The sequence below is a fragment of the Kitasatospora sp. NPDC002965 genome, assembly GCF_040611255.1.
Classification (GTDB): Bacteria; Actinomycetota; Actinomycetes; order Streptomycetales; family Streptomycetaceae; genus Kitasatospora.
This window is the reverse complement of the sequence record NZ_JBEXNT010000011.1, coordinates 19,767-40,329: the sequence shown is the minus strand read 5'-3', so window position 1 is coordinate 40,329 and position 20,563 is coordinate 19,767. Positions and strand designations below refer to the sequence as shown.

Annotated in this window: 19 protein-coding genes; 11 read left to right on the top strand and 8 right to left on the bottom strand. The window is 72.2% G+C overall.

All coding sequences use genetic code 11. The features are described from left to right. Positions 1-156 precede the first annotated feature (156 nt). Positions 157-1,215: an aldo/keto reductase gene (locus ABZY91_RS07300; RefSeq protein ID WP_329884637.1), complete on the top strand. Its 1,059-nt coding sequence runs from the start codon at positions 157-159 to the stop codon at positions 1,213-1,215. Positions 1,216-1,279: 64 nt separating this feature from the next. Here ABZY91_RS07300 and ABZY91_RS07295 read toward each other — a convergent pair whose 3' ends face one another. Continuing rightward, positions 1,280-2,176 carry an NAD(P)-binding domain-containing protein gene (locus ABZY91_RS07295; RefSeq protein ID WP_355400484.1) on the bottom strand — a complete coding sequence of 299 codons (897 nt, stop codon included), beginning with the start codon at positions 2,174-2,176 and terminating at the stop codon, positions 1,280-1,282. A 98-nt stretch (positions 2,177-2,274) separates the two neighbouring features. Here ABZY91_RS07295 and ABZY91_RS07290 point away from each other — a divergent pair, with 98 nt between their 5' ends. Then, positions 2,275-2,640: a helix-turn-helix domain-containing protein gene (locus ABZY91_RS07290; protein ID WP_355400482.1), complete on the top strand. Its 366-nt coding sequence runs from the start codon at positions 2,275-2,277 to the stop codon at positions 2,638-2,640. 138 nt (positions 2,641-2,778) lie between these two features. Here the strand turns inward: ABZY91_RS07290 and ABZY91_RS07285 are convergent, their stop codons facing one another. Beyond that, positions 2,779-3,201, bottom strand: a complete 423-nt coding sequence (locus tag ABZY91_RS07285; protein ID WP_329884643.1) for a DUF350 domain-containing protein — start codon at positions 3,199-3,201, stop codon at positions 2,779-2,781. Between the two features lie 161 nt (positions 3,202-3,362). On the opposite strand from ABZY91_RS07285, the gene ABZY91_RS07280 reads away from it, so the two are divergent. The 5 genes from ABZY91_RS07280 (at position 3,363) to ABZY91_RS07260 (ending at position 9,027) form a co-directional block, all read left to right on the top strand. After that, a complete protein-coding gene (locus ABZY91_RS07280) occupies positions 3,363-3,800 on the top strand; it encodes a hypothetical protein (protein WP_355400480.1) in 438 nt (145 codons plus the stop codon). 6 nt (positions 3,801-3,806) lie between these two features. Continuing rightward, complete coding sequence (locus ABZY91_RS07275; protein WP_355400478.1) at positions 3,807-5,036, top strand: glutathionylspermidine synthase family protein; 1,230 nt, start codon at positions 3,807-3,809, stop codon at positions 5,034-5,036. A 246-nt stretch (positions 5,037-5,282) separates the two neighbouring features. Continuing rightward, on the top strand, positions 5,283-6,443 hold the full coding sequence (locus ABZY91_RS07270) for an acyltransferase (protein ID WP_329884649.1): 1,161 nt from the start codon (positions 5,283-5,285) through the stop codon (positions 6,441-6,443). A gap of 480 nt (positions 6,444-6,923) precedes the next feature. Then, positions 6,924-7,166 (top strand): hypothetical protein, encoded by a 243-nt coding sequence (locus ABZY91_RS07265; protein ID WP_355400476.1) that lies wholly within the window; start codon positions 6,924-6,926, stop codon positions 7,164-7,166. Between the two features lie 46 nt (positions 7,167-7,212). Next, on the top strand, positions 7,213-9,027 hold the full coding sequence (locus tag ABZY91_RS07260; RefSeq protein WP_355400474.1) for an NHL domain-containing thioredoxin family protein: 1,815 nt from the start codon (positions 7,213-7,215) through the stop codon (positions 9,025-9,027). 127 nt (positions 9,028-9,154) lie between these two features. Here ABZY91_RS07260 and ABZY91_RS07255 read toward each other — a convergent pair whose 3' ends face one another. Continuing rightward, on the bottom strand, positions 9,155-10,468 hold the full coding sequence (locus ABZY91_RS07255; RefSeq protein ID WP_329884665.1) for a M18 family aminopeptidase: 1,314 nt from the start codon (positions 10,466-10,468) through the stop codon (positions 9,155-9,157). A gap of 336 nt (positions 10,469-10,804) precedes the next feature. Further along, on the bottom strand, positions 10,805-12,634 hold the full coding sequence (locus ABZY91_RS07250; protein WP_355400472.1) for an acyl-CoA dehydrogenase: 1,830 nt from the start codon (positions 12,632-12,634) through the stop codon (positions 10,805-10,807). Between the two features lie 293 nt (positions 12,635-12,927). On the opposite strand from ABZY91_RS07250, the gene ABZY91_RS07245 reads away from it, so the two are divergent. Both ABZY91_RS07245 and ABZY91_RS07240 read left to right on the top strand, forming a co-directional pair. Continuing rightward, positions 12,928-13,362, top strand: a complete 435-nt coding sequence (locus tag ABZY91_RS07245) for an SseB family protein (RefSeq protein ID WP_329884991.1) — start codon at positions 12,928-12,930, stop codon at positions 13,360-13,362. A 123-nt stretch (positions 13,363-13,485) separates the two neighbouring features. Beyond that, positions 13,486-14,439: a pirin family protein gene (locus tag ABZY91_RS07240; protein WP_355400470.1), complete on the top strand. Its 954-nt coding sequence runs from the start codon at positions 13,486-13,488 to the stop codon at positions 14,437-14,439. A gap of 111 nt (positions 14,440-14,550) precedes the next feature. Here ABZY91_RS07240 and ABZY91_RS07235 read toward each other — a convergent pair whose 3' ends face one another. Next, positions 14,551-14,853 carry a hypothetical protein gene (locus ABZY91_RS07235; protein WP_355400468.1) on the bottom strand — a complete coding sequence of 101 codons (303 nt, stop codon included), beginning with the start codon at positions 14,851-14,853 and terminating at the stop codon, positions 14,551-14,553. Between the two features lie 225 nt (positions 14,854-15,078). Between ABZY91_RS07235 and ABZY91_RS07230 the strand changes: the two genes are divergently transcribed. Both ABZY91_RS07230 and ABZY91_RS07225 read left to right on the top strand, forming a co-directional pair. Beyond that, the gene (locus tag ABZY91_RS07230) at positions 15,079-16,089 is read left to right on the top strand and encodes a hypothetical protein (protein WP_355400466.1); all 1,011 of its coding nucleotides are present in this window, start codon (positions 15,079-15,081) and stop codon (positions 16,087-16,089) included. Beyond that, the gene (locus ABZY91_RS07225; protein ID WP_355400464.1) at positions 16,086-16,970 is read left to right on the top strand and encodes an aminoglycoside phosphotransferase family protein; all 885 of its coding nucleotides are present in this window, start codon (positions 16,086-16,088) and stop codon (positions 16,968-16,970) included. Before ABZY91_RS07230 ends, ABZY91_RS07225 begins: the two co-directional genes overlap by 4 nt. 656 nt (positions 16,971-17,626) lie before the next feature. Here the strand turns inward: ABZY91_RS07225 and ABZY91_RS07220 are convergent. The 3 genes from ABZY91_RS07220 to ABZY91_RS07210 all read right to left on the bottom strand — a co-directional run bounded on the left by ABZY91_RS07220 (position 17,627) and on the right by ABZY91_RS07210 (position 20,438). Beyond that, positions 17,627-18,448: an integrase gene (locus tag ABZY91_RS07220; RefSeq protein ID WP_329949701.1), complete on the bottom strand. Its 822-nt coding sequence runs from the start codon at positions 18,446-18,448 to the stop codon at positions 17,627-17,629. A gap of 404 nt (positions 18,449-18,852) precedes the next feature. After that, positions 18,853-19,482: a TIGR03086 family metal-binding protein gene (locus ABZY91_RS07215; protein ID WP_355400462.1), complete on the bottom strand. Its 630-nt coding sequence runs from the start codon at positions 19,480-19,482 to the stop codon at positions 18,853-18,855. After that, complete coding sequence (locus ABZY91_RS07210; protein WP_355400460.1) at positions 19,479-20,438, bottom strand: alpha/beta hydrolase; 960 nt, start codon at positions 20,436-20,438, stop codon at positions 19,479-19,481. The genes ABZY91_RS07215 and ABZY91_RS07210 overlap by 4 nt, the downstream gene beginning before the upstream one ends. Between the last annotated feature and the right edge of the window lie 125 nt (positions 20,439-20,563).

Genomic DNA, 20,563 nt, shown 5'->3' with positions numbered 1-20,563 from the left:
GTCGGCACCGAGGGCGCCGGGCGGAACGGGCGCCCACCACAGCCGCCCCGCACCGGCGGCACCGGCGGAACGGGCGGAACCGGCGGCACCGCCGTTCCCGACACGCCGCCGTTCCCGAAGCACGCACCACCACCCGTCACCAGGGGGACGAGAACCATGCGCTACCGCATCCTCGGCGGCACCGGCATCGAGGTGAGCACCTACTGCCTCGGCACCATGATGTTCGGCGCGGTCGGCAACCCCGACCACGACGACTGCGCCCGGATCATCCACACCGCCCTCGACGCGGGCATCAACTTCGTCGACACAGCCGACATGTACTCCGGCGGCGAGTCCGAGGAGATCGTGGGCAAGGCCCTGCAGGCCCGGGGCGACCGCGACGACGTCGTCCTCGCCACCAAGGTGCACTTCCCGATGGGCGAGGGCCGCAACCGGGGCGGCAACTCCCGGCGGTGGATCGTCCGGGAGGTCGAGGAGAGCCTGCGCCGGCTGCGCACCGACCGGATCGACCTCTACCAGGTGCACCGGCCCGACCACCGCACCGACGTCGAGGAGACCCTCTCCGCCCTCGGCGACCTGGTCCGGGCCGGCAAGATCCGCGCCTTCGGCTGCTCGACCTTCCCCGCCGAGGAGATCGTCGAGGCCCACCACGTGTCCGAGCGGCGCGGCCTGCCCCGCTTCCGGACCGAGCAGCCGCCGTACTCGCTGCTCGCCCGCGGCGTCGAGCGGCACGTCCTGCCGACCGTGCGACGGCTCGGCATGGGCGCGCTGACCTGGTCCCCGCTCGCGTCGGGCTTCCTCACCGGCCGCTACCGCAAGGGCCGGCCGATCGACCTGAGCACCGGCCGCGCCGCCCTCACCCCGGCCCGGTTCGACCCGTCGCTCCCGGTCAACGCGGCCAAGCTGGACGCCGTCGAGGAGCTGACCGCCGTCGCGGAGGGCCTCGGCCGCACCCTGCCGGAGCTGGCCATCGCCTTCCCGCTCGCGCACCCGGCGGTCACCTCGGTGATCATCGGCCCGCGCACCCTCGGCCAGCTGGAGTCGGCCCTCAAGGGCGCCGACCTCGTGCTGGACGACGCCACCCTCGACCGGATCGACGCCGTCGTCCCGCCCGGCACCGACCTCTACCACCCGGACGGCGTCTGGCGACCGCCCGCCCTCACCGACCCGGCCCTCCGCCGCCGCCCGGCCACCGACCGCCCGGCGGCGGGCTGACCCGCCGCCACGCCCGCCACCACCGCCACGCCCACCGCGCCCGCCGACCCGGCCTGGCCCGCCACTACCGCCGCAGCAGGTCGATCACGCCGGTGAGGTCCTCGCCGCCGTTCCGGCCGTCCTCGGCCAGTCGCCGCTGCATCAGGGCGAAGTAGGGCGTCAGCAGCTCCGGGCTGACGCCCTGCTCCTCGGCGGTGCGCAGGAAGGTCGGCACCCCGGCCACCTGCATGGCGAGGTTCGAGACCACGCCCCGGGTGTAGTCGCCGGCCTCCAGCTGCGCGGCGGTCGTCGCCACCGAACCCGTCATGGCGGTGAGCCACGACGTGAGCAGCGGCGCGAACCCGCCCGGGGCGACGGACTCGGCCCGGACCAGCGCGAAGGCGTGCGCGACACCGGCGAACATGCCGTACATCGCGCTCAGCAGCGCCACGTCGTGCAGCGCGGCGAGCCCGGCGTCCTCGCCGACGTAGTCGGTGCCCGCCGGGGCGGCCAGAACCTCCCGGTGGTCCTCGAACAGCGCGCGCGAGCCGCTGTAGAAGACGTACGGCCCGGCCGCGGGGACGCCGATCATCGGCGGGACGGCCATGATCCCGCCGTCCAGGTACCGGGCGCCGCGGCCGGCGGCCCAGGCGGCCCGGGCCCGGGCCTCACCGGGCGTGCCGGTGACCAGGTTGACGACGTCCTTGCCCGTCAGGTCGGCGTCGGCGAGCGCCTCCTCGACCGAGGCGTCGTCGAGCAGGCAGACCACCACCAGCCGGTTGGCGGCGACCGCCGCGGCAGCGGTGGAGGCCACCGCTGCGCCCCGGGCGGCGAGCGGTTCGGCGCGGGCGGCGGTGCGGTTCCAGACGGTCAGCGGGTACCCGGCGGCGAGCCAGGCGTCGGCCAGCGCGGTGCCCATCGCGCCGAGGCCGAGCAGGGTGACGGGGGTCTTCGAAACGGTGTCGGCTGCGTTCTCTGTCATGCCGGTCAGGCTCGCCCCCGGGCGCCGGAACGCTCAAGTACGCACTTCGAAGTGGGTGGTTACCCTGGGGTGAGCGAACAGGTCGGAGAGGTGGGGGCATGGCGACCGTACCGAGGCCCGGCGCGTACGTGTGCGGGATCGACGCCGCGATGGACGTGATCGGCGGCAAGTGGAAGGTCCTGATCCTCTGGGCGCTGGCCGAGCGGCCGGACTGCCGGTTCGGCGAGCTGCGCCGCCGGGTACCGGGGATCACCGAGAAGGTGCTCGCCGCCCACCTGCGCGAGCTGGAGACGGACGGTGTCGTGCACCGCGAGTCGTACGACGAGGTGCCGCCGCGGGTCGAGTACTCGCTGACGGCGGTCGGGGAACGGCTCAACGAGGCGTTGGCCCCGCTCGGCGCCTGGGGGCGCGAGCACGTCCTGGGCGCCGACCCGCACGCCGTGCCGGGCCAGCTGCCGGCCTGAGGGCACGCGCCCGGGAGCCCGCGCGCCCGGGCGTGCCCGCGCCGCCCGCCCACTCGGGACGAACGGGCGGTCACATCGGAGGGGCGGTCGTCAGGACCGGCGCACGGACAGGCAGGCAGACAGACAGGCAGGCGGACGTCAGGCGATCGACGCCGACACGATCGCCGCCACCGCGAGGTTGCAACTGGCGGTCACCCAGACCGCCGGGTGCGGCTCCGGGTCGACCAGGATCGCGCCGAGCTTGCCCGGCGTCAGCACGTCCACCACCCAGAACGCGACGGCCATCAGCACCAGGCCCAGCACGCCGAAGCTGATCGTCGAGGCCAGGCCCTTCCCGAAGTCCTCGTACGTGTAGAGGATCGCGGTGAAGACGATGCCGCCGATGCCGAGCAGCGCCGAGCTGAGCAGCACGGCGGCGTTGCGGTTGCGCTCCACCCAGATCTGCCGGCCGAGCTTGCCCGGCGTCAGGAGGTCCACCAGGAGGATGCCGAGGAGCAGCAGCACCACGCCGACCCCGCCGAATGCGGCAGCCGCGCCGAGACCGTTCAGGATGTCGTTCATGGGTGTCCGTCCCCCGGTTGCACGTGTGTCGCTGGGCCGACCGCCGTCCGGCGCGGTCCCACGGTCAAGGATCGGCAAAAGATATCCCATCGGACCCGGCCGCGGCCGGGGAACGGGCCCCCCTCCCGTACCATCCGGCACCGCGCGTACCATCGGGCGCCATGACGCAGTCCCTGCCCGCCGCCCCCGCTCCGAGACCGGACGCACCCGCCCGGATTCCGGACGCCGGGGCCCCGGACGCCGCCCCGCCCCCCGCCGTCGCGGAGCCTGCCACCACGCCCTCCGCCGTGGCGCCGGCCGGGCGCCGCCGCTCGGGCTTCGTCACCCTCGGCATGGTCGGCACGCTCGCTCTGGCCCTGTCCGGCTGCTCGTCCTCCTCCGGCAGCAACCCGCCGAGCCGCTGCGTCGACCCCGGCACCCTCAAGGTGCTGGACCGGCACGCCTGCACCGGCACCGGCACCGGCACCGGCACCGCGGGCCGCTGGTACTACTGCGGCTCCGGCTCCGCGACCGCCCTCGGCGGCACGTTCGACAAGGCCGCCACCAAGCGCGGCGGCTTCGGCTGCCCGTCGGGCTCCAGCGGTTCGGGCGGGGGCTGATCCGCCGTGCGCCGCCGCACCGTCACCCCGCGCCCGGACTGGCTGGCCACCGTGGAGAGCCAGGGCCTGATCTACGCCATGTGCTCCGACCCCTGCAACCAGGGCGGCCCGCACGCCTACTGGGACGAGTCCGCGTACTACGAGTTCTCGCTGCCCGAGGTGGAGGCGCTGGAGGAGGTCGTCGAGGAGCTGCACGAACTGTGCCTGGCCGCCGCCGACCACGTGGTCCGCACCGGCCGGTTCGCCGACTACGGCATCACCGACCCCCGGCTGGCCGCCGCGGTCGCCGAGTCCTGGCGCCGGCGCGACGAACAGCCCGCCCTCTACGGGCGGTTCGACCTCGCGTACGACGGCACCGGGCCGGCGAAGCTCTTCGAGTACAACGCCGACACCCCGACCTCGCTGATCGAGGCGGCCGGCCCGCAGTGGTTCTGGATGGAGGAGCGGTTCCCGGGCGCCGACCAGTGGAACTCGCTGCACGAGCGGCTGGTGGCCTCCTGGACCCGGCAGAAGCACCTGCTGCCACCCGGCCCGGTGCACTTCGCGCACTCGCGCGGCGACACCGAGGGCGAGGACTGGATGACGACCCTCTACCTCCAGGAGTGCGCCGAGCAGGCCGGCATCGAGACCGTCGGCATCGCCATGGAGGACATCGGCTGGGATCCTCTCTCGGGCCGCTTCGTCGATCTCGAACACCGCTTCGTCCGCGCCGCGTTCAAGCTCTACCCGTGGGAGTGGCTGGCCTCCGACGAGTTCGGCCCCCAGCTGCTGGACGTCATCGACCACGGCGGCTCCACCGGCTCCACGCTGTGGATCGAGCCGGCCTGGAAGATGCTGCTCTCCAACAAGGCGCTGCTGGCCGTGCTCTGGGAGCTGTTCCCGGGCCACCCCAACCTGCTGCCCGCCTACCTGGACGGCCCGCGCGAACTCGCCGACCCGGACGGGCCCGGTTACGCGGCCAAGCCGCTGCTCGGCCGCGAGGGCGCCGGCGTGCGGATCGTCGAACCGGGCGGCCGCGAGACCCTCCTCGCCGAGTGGGCCGGCGACCCGGACCGCTACGGCGCCGAGGGCCACTGCTACCAGCAGCTGCACCCGCTGCCCGACTTCGACGGCAACCGCCCGGTGCTCGGCACCTGGGTGGTGGACGGCGAGTCGGCGGGCCTCGGGATCCGCGAGACCGACGACAGCCCGATCACCCACCAGGGCGCCCGCTTCCTCCCGCACGTCATCGTCTAGGACGGGCCCGTCGGCGGCCCTCGGTACACGGAACCTTCACGCCCGGCACAGGATGGTCAAGAACGGGCACGGTCGGTCATGATGTCGGGTGCCCCGATCGAGCGGGCCCTCCCGGGTGCCGCGCCGACGGCACCTGCCCCGAAGCGCCCCGCACCACCCCGTACGCCCCTCGTACCGCCCTCCCCGCACCGACCCTGCCCGTCGCTCCCCGCACCGACCCTGCCCGTACCGTCCCGGAGACCCGCCATGCGCAGACTGACCCACGCCGAGTTCCTCGCCATGAGGAGGTTCGACGCACTGGACGGCCTGCGCGCGATCGCCGCCGTGATCGTGGTCTTCTTCCACTACGGCGGCCCGCAGTCGAAGTTCCTCTCCGGCTGGATCGGCGTCCACACCTTCTTCGTCCTCTCCGGCTTCCTCATCACGACCCTGATGCTGCGTGAGAAGGACCGGACTGGGCGGATCTCGCTGCGGAACTTCTACATCCGGCGAATATTCCGGATCGTGCCGCTGTACTACGTCGGGCTGCTGATCACCATGCTCGCGGTCTACCGGTCCGGGTACAGCTGGAACGTCCTGATGAACCACCTGCCGCACTTCCTCGGCTTCATGAACGAGTACCAGCTGGCCGGCGACACCCCGTACCTGCACACCTGGACCATCGGCATCGAGCAGAAGTTCTACCTGGTCTGGCCGCTCGCGCTGATCCTGGTCGGCCTGATCTCCGAGAAGCTCCGCACGCCCCTCGCCGTGGCCGCCATCGTGCTCGTCCTGATCCCGTACAACACGACCTGGGAGGGGATGGGCATCCACTACTCGGTGCTGCTCACCGGCGCCCTGCTCGCCGTCGTGCTGCACCACCGCCTGGGCTTCGCCCTGCTGAGTCCGCTCACCCACCCGGTGGTGGGCGTGGTCGCCGGCGCGGGATTCGTCGTCCTGCACCAGCACATCCCCGACATCACGGCCCACTTCGGTGACGAACGGCCCACCGTGTTCCTGTACGGCGTCGGCGTCGCGCTCCTGCTGCCCACCCTGATGGCTCCCGGCCCGGGCCGCTGGGTGCTCTCGCTGCGCCCGCTCGTCTTCGTCGGCGAACGCTCCTACGGGCTGTACCTGCTCCAGGCCACGGCCGTGCCCGTCGCCGTCACCCTGGCGCCGTGGATCTCCGGGCAGTCCCCGCTGTTCGCGACGGCCGCCTGCCTGGTCGCCCTGTTCGCCGCCGACGCGCTGCACCGCCGCGTGGAGACGCCGATGATCGAGGTCGGCCGCCGCCTGATCAAGTGGTTCGACGCCCGCGCCGCCCGCAAGGGCCCGGCCGACCCGGCCGTGGAGGCGGGTACCGGTACCGGCACCGCGCCGAAGGCCGAGCCCCGGACCGACCCGGCCCTCGCCGGCGGCCCCCGGTAACCCCCGCCCCACCCCCGTCCGCTCCACCCCCGCCCCACCCCGACCGTGGAGCGGACGGCACGGCAGAGTCGGCGCGGACGCCCTCGCCGCCTTCCGGAGCAGGACCACAGCCCTGGATTTCCGCCTCCGCCGGGATCTCTCCGCCACAGGGCCGACAGAACGGGTCAAGCCTTCGGCGGCTCCTAAAGTTGATTAGTTCAATTAGCCACTCATGGCATGTATCAACTCTGGGGAGAGCGACCTTGGCCGGACGAGGCAGGCCCAGCCGCAGTACCGTCTACAACCGACTCGCCGGCGCGCTGACCTAGCTGAACGAGCGCTTCGGCTGACTCCCCAACCCCAGAGAAGCGCGGGAGATCTGGGACGACATCTGGCACCAGGAAGCACACCACTCCACCGCGCTCGAAGGCAACACGCTGGTCCTGCGTGAAGTGCAAGCGCTCCTGGACCAAGGGCGAGCCGTCGGAGCAAAGCCGCTCAGTGAGTACAACGAGGTTCAGGGATACGCCGACGCCGCGCCCCAACGTGGCCGGCCCGGCCAGGATGGTCCCGCTCGCCGCGCTCGTCGCCGAAGAGCTGTCCCTCGCCGCGCTCCGGCAGGCGGCTCAGCGCGGCCGCCTGAACGCCGCACAGGGCACCGACGGAGTCTGGCGTTCGTCACGCAAGTCCGTCGATGCCTACAAGGCCGCCAAGCATCAGCGCAGGCCCCGCTCCACGGCATGAACCCTGCTCCGGAATGCGGACATCGCCCGTGATGTTTGATTGGGGCATGGCTTCTCGTGCACGTGTCCGCGCCCCCGAGCTGGTCGGCGCCGGCGGATGGCTCAACACAGGCGGCAAGGAACTCAAGCTTGCCGACCTGCGAGGTAAGTGTGTCGTACTAGACTTCTGGACTTTCTGCTGCGTCAACTGTCTGCACGTCCTGGACGAGCTGCGCGAGCTGGAGGAGAAGCACCGCGACACCGTGGTGATCGTCGGCGTGCACTCCCCCAAGTTCGTGCACGAGGCCGACCACCGGGCCGTGGTCGACGCCGTCGCCCGGTACGAGGTGCACCACCCGGTGCTGGACGACCCGGCGCTCGTCACCTGGAAGCAGTACGCGGTGCGTGCCTGGCCCACGCTGGTGGTCATCGACCCCGAGGGGTACGTCGTCGCCCAGCACGCCGGCGAGGGGCACGCGCACGCCATCGCGCGGCTGGTCGAGGAGCTGGAGGCGGAGCACGCGGCGAAGGGGACGCTGCGGCGCGGCGACGGCCCGTACGTGGCGCCCGAGCCGACCGCCGGGGACCTCCGGTTCCCCGGCAAGGCGGTCCTGCTCCCGAACGGCCACTTCCTGGTGGCGGACTCCGGCCACCACTCGCTGGTCGAGCTGGAGGCGGACGGCGAGACCGTGGTCCGCCGGATCGGCGACGGCGTGCGCGGGCTGGTGGACGGCACCGCACCCCGGTTCAGCGAGCCGCAGGGACTGGCGCTGCTGCCGGCCGGCTCCGCGTACGACGTGATCGTGGCCGACACCGTCAACCACGCGCTGCGCGGCGTCCGGCTCTCGGACGGCGGGGTGACCACCCTGGCGGGCACCGGGAAGCAGTGGTGGCAGGGGTCCGCGACCGACGGTCCGGCCCGTGAGGTGGACCTCTCCTCGCCGTGGGACGTCGCCTGGTTCGACGGCCGGGTGTGGATCGCCATGGCCGGCGTCCACCAGCTCTGGTCGTACGACCCGGCCACCGCCACGGTGGGCGTCGCGGCGGGCACCACCAACGAGGGCCTGGTCGACGGACCGGCCGCCGAGGCCTGGTTCGCCCAGCCGTCCGGGCTGGCCGTCTCGGCGGACGGCGAGCGGCTCTGGGTCGCCGATTCGGAGACCTCGGCGCTGCGCTGGGTTTCACGTGAAACCAAGACCGTGCAATCGGCCGTCGGCACCGGCCTGTTCGACTTCGGGCACCGGGACGGCGCGGCCGGGCAGGCACTGCTCCAGCACCCGCTGGGCGTCACCGTGCTGCCGGACGGCTCGGTTGCCGTCAGCGACACCTACAACCACGCGCTGCGCCGCTTCGACCCGGCGAGCGGCGAAGTCACCACGCTCGCCACCGACCTGCGCGAGCCGTCCGGCGCCGTCCTGGTCGACGGCGACATCGTGGTGATCGAGTCGGCCCGGCACCGGCTGACCAGGCTGCGGCTGCCCGAGGAGGCCGTCCAGGTGGACGCGGTCGCGCACCGCACCCGGCGGGCCGCCACCGAGGTCGCGCCGGGCGCGTTCCGGCTGGACGTGGTCTTCTCGGCGCCCACCGGCCAGAAGCTGGACGAGCGGTACGGCCCCTCCACCCGGCTGCTGGTCAGCGCGACCCCGCCCGAGCTGCTGGTCTCCGGCGCGGGCGCGGACACCGCGCTCTCCCGCGAGCTGGTGCTCTCCGACCGGGTGACCGAGGGCGTGCTGCACGTCTCGGCGATGGCGGCGTCCTGCGACGACGACCCCGCGGTCGAGTACCCGGCCTGCCACGTCCACCAGCAGGACTGGGGTGTGCCGGTGACGCTCGGCGCCGACGGCGCGCGCCGGCTGCCGCTGGTGCTGGCGGGCCTGGAGTAGGCACCGGCCCGACCGGGGCCCGAGGGCCCGACCTGCGGAAGGGGCCCGGCGAATCCGCCGGGCCCCTTCCGTGTGCGGCGCCGTCGTGCTGCGGCGCCGTCGCGCGGCGCCGTCGTGCTGTGGCGCGTCAGCCCTCCAGGAAGGCCTTGATCGCGCCGGCCAGCAGGTACGGGTCGTCCGCCCCGCACAGTTCGCGTGCCGAGTGCATGGAGAGCGCGGCGATGCCGCAGTCCACGGTCTGGATGCCGAGCCGGGCTGCTGTGATCGGACCGATCGTCGTACCGCAGGGCATGGCGTTGTTGGAGACGAAGGTCTGCCACGGCACGCCGGCCTTCTCGCAGGCCGCCGCGAAGACGGCCCGGCCGACGCCGTCCGTCGCGTACCGGTTGTTGACGTTGACCTTGAGGATCGGCCCGGCGTTCGGCATCGGGTGGTGACCCGGCTCGTGCCGCTCGCTGTAGTTCGGGTGGACGGCGTGCCCCATGTCGGAGGAGAGGCAGACGGTGCCGGCCAGCGCCCGGGCACGGTCCTCCACGCCGCCGCCGCGCGCGTACACGGTGCGCTCCAGCACGTTGCCGAGCAGCGGGCTCTGCGCGCCGGTGTCCGACTCGCTGCCGGTCTCCTCGTGGTCGAACGCGGCCAGCACCGGGATGTAGGGCAGCTCGACGCCGTCCGTCTCGGCCGCGGTGGCGACGGCGGCCAGTGCCACGGCGGCGGCGTGCACCGAGAGCAGGTTGTCCAGCCGCGGACCGGCCAGCAGCTCGCGGTCCCGGCCCAGGTAGGAGGCGGGCTGGACGTCGTGCGTCATGAGGTCCCAGCCGACCACGTCGGCCGCCTCGACCCCGGCCCGCCGGGCGACGTACTCGATCAGCGAGCCCTCGTCGACCGGCCCGAGGCCCCAGATCGGGGTGAGGTGACGCTGCTTGTCCAGCTTCATGCCCTCGTTGACCTGCCGGTCCAGGTGGATCGCCAGCTGCGGCACGCGCAGCAGCGGCTCGTCCAGCTGGACCAGCCGCTTGCTGCCGTCACGCAGGGTGAGCCGGCCGGAGAGGCCGAGGTCCCGGTCGAGCCAGGTGTTGAGCGGCACTCCGCCGTAGATCTCCACCGCGACCTGGCGCCAGCCCGCCGAACCCGTGTCGGGGATCGGCTTGACCCTCAGGTTCGGCGAGTCGGTGTGGGTGCCCACGATCCGGAACGGTGTCTCCGGGCCCGCGCCGTGCGGGACGTACCAGGCGATCAGCGCGCCGCCCCGGACCACGTACCGGCCCCCGGTCGTCGCGTCCCAGGCGTCCGTTTCCAGGACCTGCCGGAAACCCGCTTTCTCCAGTCGCTCGGCAGCGCTCGCGACCGCGTGGTAGGGCGACGGCGAGGTTCCGAGAAAGGCGATCAGGTCATCGGTGTGCGTCCGGTCGAAGAAGGCCTGGCGGGCGGCGGTCGACATGCTGCTCCTGGGTCGAGGGAGGGCCGGAGCCGAAATGGGGGAACGGCTTCGCACCTTGAGCATATGCCCGTACACGGACATGACACTCGGAGCAGCCCAACGGATGCAGAACGCTGACGCAACCGTGAACTGACGGCCGGACGGAAGTCCGGACCCGGCGGGTCCGGCCGCCGCAGGGGAGTTGACGCCCGCCCCGATGGCTCGGCGTCAGGCTACCGTCCGCCTCCGCGCACGCCCCGCCGGGGCCGCCCCGCCGGAACCGGGTACGCCGAAGGGCCCGGGGTGCACCGGGCCCTTCGGCGTGAGGGTGGGGTCAGGCAGTCAGTGCGGGCGGCGTCAGAACGCCTCCTCCGGGAGATCCATGATCTCGTTGTCGATGCCCTCGGCGATCAGGCGCTGCGGGGTGACGGTCGGCAGGATGTTCTTCGCGAAGAAGCGGGCCCCCGCGACCTTGCCCTGGTAGAAGGCGACGTCCTTCTCCGAGGCACCGGCCTCCAGCTTGGCCAGGGCCACCGCGGCCTGGCGGAGCAGCAGCCAGCCGACCACGACGTCGCCGGAGACCATCAGCAGGCGGGTCGTGTTGAGGCCCACCTTGTACATGTTCTTGACGTCCTGCTCGACCGAGGAGAGGTCGGCGAGGAGCTTGCCGATGATGGCCTCCAGGTCGCCGGCGGCCTTGGCGAGCAGCTCGCGCTCGGTGGCCAGGGCGTCGCCGCCCTCGGCCGAGGCGAGGAACTTCTGGATCTGCTCGGACAGGGCGGTGAGCGCCTGGCCGCCGTCCTTGACGATCTTGCGGAAGAAGAAGTCCTGGCCCTGGATGGCCGTGGTGCCCTCGTAGAGGGTGTCGATCTTGGCGTCCCGGATGTACTGCTCGATCGGGTACTCCTGCAGGTAGCCGGAGCCGCCGAAGGTCTGCAGGGACTGGGCGAGCTGCTCGTAGGACTTCTCCGAGCCGTAACCCTTGACGATGGGGAGGAGCAGGTCGTTGAGGCGCTCGGCGGCCTCGTCGTGCTCGCCGCGCAGGCGGGCGGCGGCCATGTCGTCCTGGGTGGACGCGGTGAAGAGCACCAGGGCGCGCATGCCCTCGGCGTACGCCTTCTGGGTGAGCAGCGAGCGGCGCACGTCCGGGTGGTGGGTGATGGTGACGCGCGGGGCGGTCTTGTCCAGGAACTGCGAGATGTCCGCGCCCTGCACGCGCTCCTTGGCGTACTCCAGGGCGTTCAGGTAGCCGGTGGAGAGGGTGGCGATGGCCTTCGTGCCGACCATCATGCGCGCGAACTCGATGATCTTGAACATCTGGCGGATGCCGTCGACGGTCTCGCCGAGCAGCCAGCCCTTGGCCGGGTGCTTGGCGCCGAAGGTCATCTCGCAGGTGTTGGAGGCCTTGAGGCCCATCTTGTGCTCGACGTTGGTGGCGTAGACGCCGTTGCGCTCGCCGAGCTCGCCGGTCTCCCAGTCGAAGTCGAACTTCGGGACGATGAAGAGGCCCAGGCCCTTGGTGCCCGGCTTGCCGCCCTCGGGGCGGGCCAGCACCAGGTGGATGATGTTCTCGGACATGTCGTGCTCGCCCGAGGTGATGAAGCGCTTCACACCCTCGATGTGCCAGGAGCCGTCCTCCTGCTTGATCGCCTTGGTGCGGCCGGCGCCCACGTCCGAACCCGCGTCGGGCTCGGTGAGGACCATGGTGGAGCCCCAGAGGCGGTCGGTCATCCGCTTGGCGACCTCCAGCTGCTCCGGGGTGCCCTCCTCGGCGATGACGCCGGCGAAGGCCGGGCCGGAGGAGTACATCCAGATGGCCGGGTTCGAGCCGAGGATCTGCTCGGCGAACGCCCAGATCAGCGAGTTCGGCGTGACCTGGCCGCCGATCGACTCCGGGATGCCCAGGCGCCACCACTCGGCGTCCATGAAGGCCTGGTAGCTCTTCTTGAACGCGGCCGGGATCGGCGCGGTGCTGGTCTCCGGGTCGAAGACCGGCGGGTTGCGGTCGGTGTCGGTGAAGGACGCGGCGAGGTCGTTCTCGGCGAGGCGCGCGATCTCGCTCAGGATGTTCTTCGCGGTCTCGACGTCCATGTCCGCGAACGGTCCGGTGCCGTACACCTGCTCGCGGCCGAACACCTCGAAGAGGTTGAACTCCACGTCCCGCAGGTTGGACTTGTAGTGACCCATCGCCGTTTTCTCCGGTTCGTCGCTTCCGGGAGACCGCCGCGTTCGGGCGCCCCGTACCCACCAGTACGCATCATGATGCTACCCGGCGGTAACTTGTTTCAAGCCCTCACCCGGGAATCCTCGGAGGAATTCGCTATGAACGTGGTCACGTCCCACAACCCGGACCGACCACTCCTTGTCAGGATCGGCGCCCGCACGGGTGGCCGCGCTCCCGATAGCCTGTCCGTGTGTACGGCTATGACCAGAACGCATACCCGGGCGATCCCTACCAGCAGGCGGGGCCGCAGCCGGGCATGAACGGCATGCCCGGCCCCGGCCCGTACGGCGAGCAGCCGCCGGGCGCACAGCAGTCCCTCTACCCGGAACCGTCGCCACCCTCACTCGCGGACGCCGTCCGGGCCTTCACCACCGGCTCGATGGCGGTGGAGGACTTCCAGGCCATCTTCATCACCTCCAAGGTGCACTGTCCGCGCGGCGAGCGGCCCGGCTTCCTGGCGCTGCACAACACGCCGACGCCGGTGATCCCGATGTTCAGCTCGCTGAAGGAGCTGCGCCGGTACGCCGGCAAGGACTCCAAGCACTTCACCGTCACCGGCGCCGAGGTCCTGGACCTGCTGCCGACGGGGTACGGCTTCGCACTGGACATGGAGGGCGAGCACCGGATGGTGTTCGACGCCAAGGCGGTCGAACAGATGGTCGACTTCACCATGCGCCGGATGTACGGCTAGGAGGGGCGCGCGGGAGGCCGCGGCTCCGCCCCGACCAGATGGTTCAAAATTCAACTTGCCTCTTGTTGAGAATTGAACTAATCTCGTGGACGTAGGCCAGAGGAAACCCCGAAGGAGGCCGACATGCCCGCCGTGACCGTCGACAACCCGTTGATCCTCCCGCGCGTCGCCACCCCCGACCCCGCCGTCGCCCGTCCCGTCCTCTCGGTGGTCACCGCCCCCGAAGGCTACGAGGGCGAGGGCTTCCCGGTCCGCCGCGCGTTCGCGAAGGTCAACCAGAAGTACCTGGACCCGTTCATCATGATGGACCAGATGGGCGAGGTCGACTATGCGGCTGGGGAGCCTAAGGGCACCCCTTGGCATCCGCACCGCGGCTTCGAGACCGTCACGTACATCATCGACGGGACCTTCATCCACCAGGACTCGCACGGCGGAGGCGGTGTCATAACCGACGGCGACACCCAGTGGATGACGGCCGGTTCCGGCCTGCTGCACATCGAGACCCCGCCGGAGTCGCTCGTCATGTCCGGCGGCCTGTTCCACGGGCTGCAGCTCTGGGTGAACCTGCCCGCCGCCGACAAGATGATCGCGCCGAAGTACCAGGACATCCGGGGCGGAAACGTGAAGCTGCTCGCCTCGCAGGACGGCGGCGCGCTCATCCGGCTCATCGCCGGTGACATCGCCGGCTACCAGGGCCCCGGTGCCACGCACACGCCCATCACGATGATCCACCTGTCCGTGAACCCCGGCGCCCAGGTCACGCTGCCCTGGCGATCCGACTTCAACGGCCTGGCGTACGGCCTCGCCGGCAGTGGCTCGGCGGGCGTGGAACGGCGCCCGTTCCACATGGGGCAGGCCGTCGTCTTCGGCGAGGGCGACTCCCTCACCATCCGGGCGGACGTGACCCAGGACTCCCGCAGCGCCAACTTCGAGGTCGTCCTCCTCGGCGGGCTTCCCATCCGGGAGCCGGTCGCCCACTACGGCCCGTTCGTCATGAACAGCCACCGCGAACTCCAGCAGGCCATGGAGGACTTCCAGGCCGGCCGCCTGGGAACCATCCCTGCCGGCGCCAATTGATCTCAACCCAGGTGGGGGGGGGGGGGGGGGGGCCCCGGGCCCCCCCCCCCCCCCCCCCCACAGCGAACTGCAGTGAAGTGGCGCAGGACTCCGAGTACTGCCCGTCCTGCCTCACGGCCGAAGAAGTCGTCGACCTCGACCCGCGAGAGGGGTGGCAGAGGTGGCGTCGCGGCGGTGGATCTCGCGCTCGATGACGAAGGCGACCTCGGGCCACGGCAGGACCATCGGTGAGGTGAGGCTCCAGAATCCGTGACTCGCCCGGACCAGGGCGCTGACCCCGAGCGGTGCGGCGTCGGCGGGAACGGTGGCAAGGATGCGGCGGAGTACTCCGCCGGCCCCTCGTGCCGCAGGGGCGATGCCGTTACCGACGAGCAGCGTCGCGGTTCGAACGGCGTCGAGTACGTCGGTGTCCACACCGGCCGTCGCGAAGCGGCCGAAGGCCAGCTCCCACCAGGGGCGCCGGGTGCCAGCCCAGGCCAGGCGCTCAAGGCCGGAGCATTAGCTCAGGCCGAAATAGACAACCGCTCCCGGGAAATGGACAACTCGCCCAGCAGGCTCACCATCACTCCCCGACGGGCCGCGGTCGGAGGCACGCTGGACGAGCCATGGTCTGCCTCCGAGTGGAACGAGTCCAATCCCATGGAACGACGGAACTTCCTTGCCGCGACCAGCGCCGCTCTTGCCGCCGGGCCTCTGCTCCAGTTGGTCAACGCCGCGGCGGCCTCGGCTGTGCCCGCCGTGGTGCGGCCTGCCGACGTCGAGCAGATCCGCACCGCCGCGACCACCCTGCGCAGCTGGGACAACCTGTATGGAGGAGGAGGCGGGGTCCGTGACACCGCGATCGCCCAACTCCGCTGGGCGGCCAACCTGCTGAACAGCAGGTGCCCGGCACCGCTCAGGGCCGAACTCTTCACCGCTGTCAGCCGCTTGGCCACCGTCGTCGGAGCCGCGGCCTTCGACGCTTTCGCCCACGACGACGCCCACCGCCTCTTCACCTTCGCCACCTCGTGCGCCGAGGAAGTGGACAACTGGCCGATCCGCGCGATCTCCTACAACCTCCGCTCCCGGCAGGCCACGTGGCGAGGTGATCCGGACTCCGGGCTCACTCTCGCGGAGCTCGGTCTCGCCCGAGCGGACCGCCTCTCACCCGCCGAACGGTCGATGCTCCACAACGCCCGCGCCCGGGCCCTCGCCAAGATGGGCCGCACCCAGCAGACGCTCGCCGCGATCGGCGACTCCGACGACTCCTTCAAATCGCTCGTCCCCACCGACGAGGGTCCGTGGATGGCCTACTACGACGACGCGCAGCATCACGGCGACACCGGTCACGCCCTGTTCGACCTGGCACTCGCCGGTCACCCTCCACAGCAGGCCATCCTGAGACTGCAGACCGCCGTCGACAGCCACGGCGACGGCTTCGCCAGGTCACGAACGTTCTCCCGAACCAAGCTGGCCTCCCTCCGGATGGCAGTCGGCGACCCCGAGCAGGCACTGGCAGAGGGCCGTCGCGCGCTCGCCGAGGTCAGCCGGCTCCGATCCCTGCGGGCCAACCACGACCTCGGTGAGCTGGGACGGGTCGCGCACCGCCACCGCACGATTCCCGACGTTCACGACCTGCGCGAGCAGATCACCTCTACCGTGACGGTGTGACCAGCGTCGACGACTCCCACGCACTGCTCCTGAAGGCCTGCGCCACCGCAGGCCTGTCGGCCGAGCAGGCCGAGCCCATCCGCATCGGCGAGAACGCCCTGTGGAGGCTACGCAACCAGGTCGTCGCCCGTATCAGCCGGCAGGGACAGTGGGAGGCGGCCGTTCGGGAACTCGCCGTCGCCCGCTGGCTGCGTGCCTGCGACGTCCCGGCGGTACGACCGCTCGACCACATACGGGAGCCGCTGGACGTCGATGGAGTCCCGGTGACCTTCTGGCACGAGCTGCCCGAGCACCGGTCCGGAACCGTCGCAGACATCGCGCCGCTTCTCCGGCGCCTGCACGAACTGCCCGTCCCCGAATTCTCCTTGGGACGTCTCGATCCCTTCGTCCGTCTCGCAGCCCGGATCGACGCCGCTGCCACTCTCGACAGCGAACAACGCCAATGGCTCCACCGACGCCTCGCTGACCTCCGGACCACCTGGTCCGGCCTTCCGGCCGGCCGTCCGGAAAGTGTCGTCCACGGGGACGCCTGGCGCGGCAACGTCGCCGTCACCCCCACCACCGTCTATCTCCTCGACTTCGAGCGGACCTCCCTGGGCCCACCCGAGTGGGACCTCACCGCCACCGCAGTCGGGCACAGCACGTTCAGCACCGTCTCCGACCAGCAGTACGACGCATTCTGTGAGGCGTACGGCGCCGACGTCACCACCTGGGCCGGCTACCCGACCCTGCGCGACATCCGCGAACTTCGGGTCACCTGCTTCGCGCTCCAGCACGCGGCCGCCGACCCGAAACGGCACGGCAGGGAAGCCCACCACCGCCTCGCATGCCTGCAGGGGCAACGCGGCCCACGCCCCTGGAGTTGGTCGGTCGTGGGCTAGCCGGGCCGAAGCACTCGTACGTGCCGTACGGGCTCTTCGAGCCGGTCCAGGCACACCTGGATGCCGCCGTCCTCGGGTGACCGAGTGGGCGTGGGCATGCGCGCTGCGGGGCCACCGCGTCCCGGTGGTGGCCCCGCAGCTGTCCTGGTTCCAGGTCGTTCCGGCCAGCAGCCCGTCGAAGCCGAGGCCCCGGTACCTGTGCTCGAAGCTCTTCCATGCCGTCTCGGGCCCGCTGTACGCGTTGCCGAAGTCGCCGTCTCAAGGTCACGCTCTCACCCCTCGTAGGCGCAGCGGCAGCGGACGAGGACCTGGGACCGGACCTCGATGAGGTACCAGTCGCGTCGGGCTCAGCGCTGGAGGCAGGTGATCGGGTTGCCGCGGGCGTCGATTCGCCGGGGTGGGGGACGGCGCGGACGACAGCATGGTGGTCGGCGTTCGGGTTGGTCACGTGGTGCCCTTCCTTAGCGCGGTGACGGTTGCGAGCACCACAAGGCGTACAGCGGCCGGGATCGTTCCCGGCCGCTGACCCGGCGCGGCCGCAGGGCCGTACGGCGCGACCCGCGCGACCCGGCCGGCCCCGCACGTCGGGGACGGCCGGGGCGGGCCTGCGCCGACGCACGACGACGCCGCGGTCCCGTACCCGCTGCCGGCTCCGGCTAGAGCAGCGCGTAGAGGGCCGCGGCGTCGTCGTGCGTCTTGCCGCGCGGCCAGCGCTCGCAGGACTCGTCCGTCCGCTCCACCGCGCGGACCTGGGCGATCAGCTCGGCCGGGCCCGACTCGGCCAGCAGCCGCAGCGCGTCGCCCCAGCTCCCCAGGCCGAAACGCTCGGTGAACCGCGAGGCACCGTCGCTCAGGGCGGCCACCGCGCGCAGCGCGGCCAGCGGGACGAAACCGGTCTCGGCGTGCGCGGCCGCCTTCGGACTCGCGGCCGCGATCCACGGGCCGCGGCCCGAGTTCCGGACGGCCCGCACCGCCCGCACGTACTCCAGGTGGAGCGCGGCGCGCTCGGCCGACCCGGGCACCGTCGACCAGACCTGCCGGCGCAGCTCCTCGCCGCCGGGGAAGCGCTGGTTGTCCCCGATCACCCGCGGCGGGCCGTCCTTCGGCTCCAGCACCAGCAGCGAGTCCCCGAGCACCAGGTACTCCAGCGCGCTGCCGTGTCTCCGGGCGGCGACCACCATCGCGGCGGGCGTGTTGGGGTGGGCGAGGTCGCACCGGCCGCCGTGCAGCGCGGCCGTCTCCGCGATGGCGTCGGACAGGCACTCGGCGATCGAGCGGTCCGCCCGGTCGGTGAGCCTGGCCAGCAGGTGCACCCCGAGTCTGCGGACGTACCAGGCGGTGCCGTGGCGGCACCCGGACTCCAGACCGGTCGGCGAGCTCGAACCGTCGAGCAGCACCAGCGCCTCCGACGTGGCGGCCGCGAAGTCCTCGCTCTCGCGGTCCGGCCGCCGTGCTTCCCCTGCCAGCTGTACCTGCATCCCGACAGTGTGGCGTCCGACCGGGGCGTGCGCCCAGACCCCTGCGCTTGCCACGGCGCGCCGCCCGGTGGCCGTGGGGGTAATTCGGCCATACCGTCGGATAACGAGTGGACAATTCGGCCGATCAGGGCCGGTCCGGTTTGGGATCTCCTTCGAGGGATGCCGCCTCCGGCGCCGACGACGGCACGGCCGAGGGCGCGGGGCGAAGGTTGGGAGCGACGGATGTTCTGGGAGTTCATCGTGCTGGTGGCCGCCTCGATCGGCTTTCCGACCGCCGCACTGCTGTTTCTGATCGGCGGGCCGCGGTTCCCGGACGAGAAGCGCGACGCCCGGTAGGCCGCACGGGGCGGCCGGCAGGCCCCGCCACCGGACGCCGGAGCCCCTGGCCCCGGCGTCCGGTGGCGTCACCGCTCGGGCGTCGACCAGGCCGGGTCGCGGCCGAGCAGGACGAGCGCCCGGGCGAACGGCCCGGCGGCGGCGTCCGGCGACCCGACCACGTCGAAGGCCCGGCCGGGCCCCCGGTTCGCCGGAGCCGCCGGGACGGCCTCGGCCACCGCCAGCAGCGCCCCAACGAGTGGCGGTTCGGCCTCCACGGCGGTCACGATCCCGGACGCGGTGGAGGGCCCCAGGGCCGCCGCCACGTCCCAGGCGTGCACCAGCGTGTCCAGCAGGTGGAAGCCGACGGCCAGGTCCAGCGGGAGCGGGCCGCCGTCGCGGATCTCCGGCAGCCAGAGCACGGACCCGCCCGGAGCGGCGGACGCCCCGGTGAACGCCGCCGTCAGCTGCGCCGACGACCGCCGGAAGGCACCTGCCGGGTCGCCGTCGACCGGGACGTCCCGCCAGAGCGCCAGGTCGGGCCCGGCGCCGCGGGCGGCGGCGGCGAAGCCCCGGTGCTGGCCGACCACGTGGTCCAGCAGCCGGCGGAGCGACCAGCCGGTGCAGGGCGTCGGGAGCACCAGTTGCTCCGGCTGGACGGTGTCGACCAGGTCGGCCGCCAACTCCAGTGAGCGGGTGTGAAGTTCGAGCAGACTCATGCCGATCCCAGCTGGTGTCCGGCCCCGGAGGCACGGCCTGCCCCGGAGGCACGGCCTGCGTCGGAGGCGCCGGCGACGTGGGGGGCGCCGCCGGTCTGCGACCCGTGCCCGGCCGTCAGGAAGCCCACCACGTTGTCGATCACGGCGGGCTCGGTGAGGATCCGGCGGTGGCCGAGCCCCCGGGTGACCAGCAGTTCCAGCCGGTCCCCGTAGGCGGCCGCCAGCCGGCGGGCGTGCCCGAACGGCACCACGTCGTCGTCCTCGTCGTGCGCCACCAGGATCGGCAGGCCGATCTCCTCGGGGTTCCGGGCGGCGTCGAAGTGGGCCGCGACGTCCGTCACCCCGGGGAACATCGCACCGCTCTCCACCCGGCGCCCCACCTCCGCTTCCACGGTGGCGTTCAGGCCGAGCCGGGCGCAGAACGCGGCAGGCAGGTAGGAGACCTCGGCGACCCCCGCGACGGCGACCAGCCGGCCGGCCCGCAGGCCGCTGCGCAGCGCCAGGAAGGCCGCGTTGACGCCCAGCGAGTGCGCGACCACCGCCTCGAAGTCGCCGTACCGCTCCTGGAGCCGGAGCGCGATGTCGCGGTAGCCCGGCACGGTGGTCGTGCGACCGCCGGAGTCGCCGTGCCCGGGGGCGTCGAAGGCGACCGGGGTGAGGCCGAGCGCGTTCAGCCGGGGGACGAAGTCGGCGAACCGGGAGGCACGGGACTGCCAGCCGTGCAGCAGCAGGACCGGCCGGGCACCGTCGCCCCAGCGGTGGACGACGACGCGCTCGCCGCCGACGGTGAGCGTCTCGGTGACGGCCCGGTCGTGCACCTCGCGTTCGCGGGTGCGGACCCGGCCGCGCCGGACGGGGTGGCGGTACAGCTCGAACGCGGCCCGGCCGGCGAGCCGCGGCGCGGCCTTCGAGGCGGCGTTCAGGGTGGTACGGATCAGTGCGACGGCCGGGTCCACGAGGGTCTCCCTGTCGATGCCGAGGGGCAGGAGCCGAACTTGCCGAAATATTAGCACGACCGTTCGTGCTTTTTATTGGGATCCCGGCGGCTCGACCCCGCTACCCTGGCGGCACGGGAACCGGA

Coding starts and splice junctions, on each gene's coding strand:
- ABZY91_RS07300 (WP_329884637.1), top strand. CDS start 157: ATGCGCTACCGCATCCTCGGCGGCACCGGCATCGAGGTGAGCACCTAC.
- ABZY91_RS07295 (WP_355400484.1), bottom strand. CDS start 2,176: ATGACAGAGAACGCAGCCGACACCGTTTCGAAGACCCCCGTCACCCTG.
- ABZY91_RS07290 (WP_355400482.1), top strand. CDS start 2,275: ATGGCGACCGTACCGAGGCCCGGCGCGTACGTGTGCGGGATCGACGCC.
- ABZY91_RS07285 (WP_329884643.1), bottom strand. CDS start 3,201: ATGAACGACATCCTGAACGGTCTCGGCGCGGCTGCCGCATTCGGCGGG.
- ABZY91_RS07280 (WP_355400480.1), top strand. CDS start 3,363: ATGACGCAGTCCCTGCCCGCCGCCCCCGCTCCGAGACCGGACGCACCC.
- ABZY91_RS07270 (WP_329884649.1), top strand. CDS start 5,283: ATGCGCAGACTGACCCACGCCGAGTTCCTCGCCATGAGGAGGTTCGAC.
- ABZY91_RS07260 (WP_355400474.1), top strand. CDS start 7,213: ATGGCTTCTCGTGCACGTGTCCGCGCCCCCGAGCTGGTCGGCGCCGGC.
- ABZY91_RS07255 (WP_329884665.1), bottom strand. CDS start 10,468: ATGTCGACCGCCGCCCGCCAGGCCTTCTTCGACCGGACGCACACCGAT.
- ABZY91_RS07250 (WP_355400472.1), bottom strand. CDS start 12,634: ATGGGTCACTACAAGTCCAACCTGCGGGACGTGGAGTTCAACCTCTTC.
- ABZY91_RS07245 (WP_329884991.1), top strand. CDS start 12,928: ATGAACGGCATGCCCGGCCCCGGCCCGTACGGCGAGCAGCCGCCGGGC.
- ABZY91_RS07240 (WP_355400470.1), top strand. CDS start 13,486: ATGCCCGCCGTGACCGTCGACAACCCGTTGATCCTCCCGCGCGTCGCC.
- ABZY91_RS07230 (WP_355400466.1), top strand. CDS start 15,079: ATGGAACGACGGAACTTCCTTGCCGCGACCAGCGCCGCTCTTGCCGCC.
- ABZY91_RS07220 (WP_329949701.1), bottom strand. CDS start 18,448: ATGCAGGTACAGCTGGCAGGGGAAGCACGGCGGCCGGACCGCGAGAGC.
- ABZY91_RS07215 (WP_355400462.1), bottom strand. CDS start 19,482: ATGAGTCTGCTCGAACTTCACACCCGCTCACTGGAGTTGGCGGCCGAC.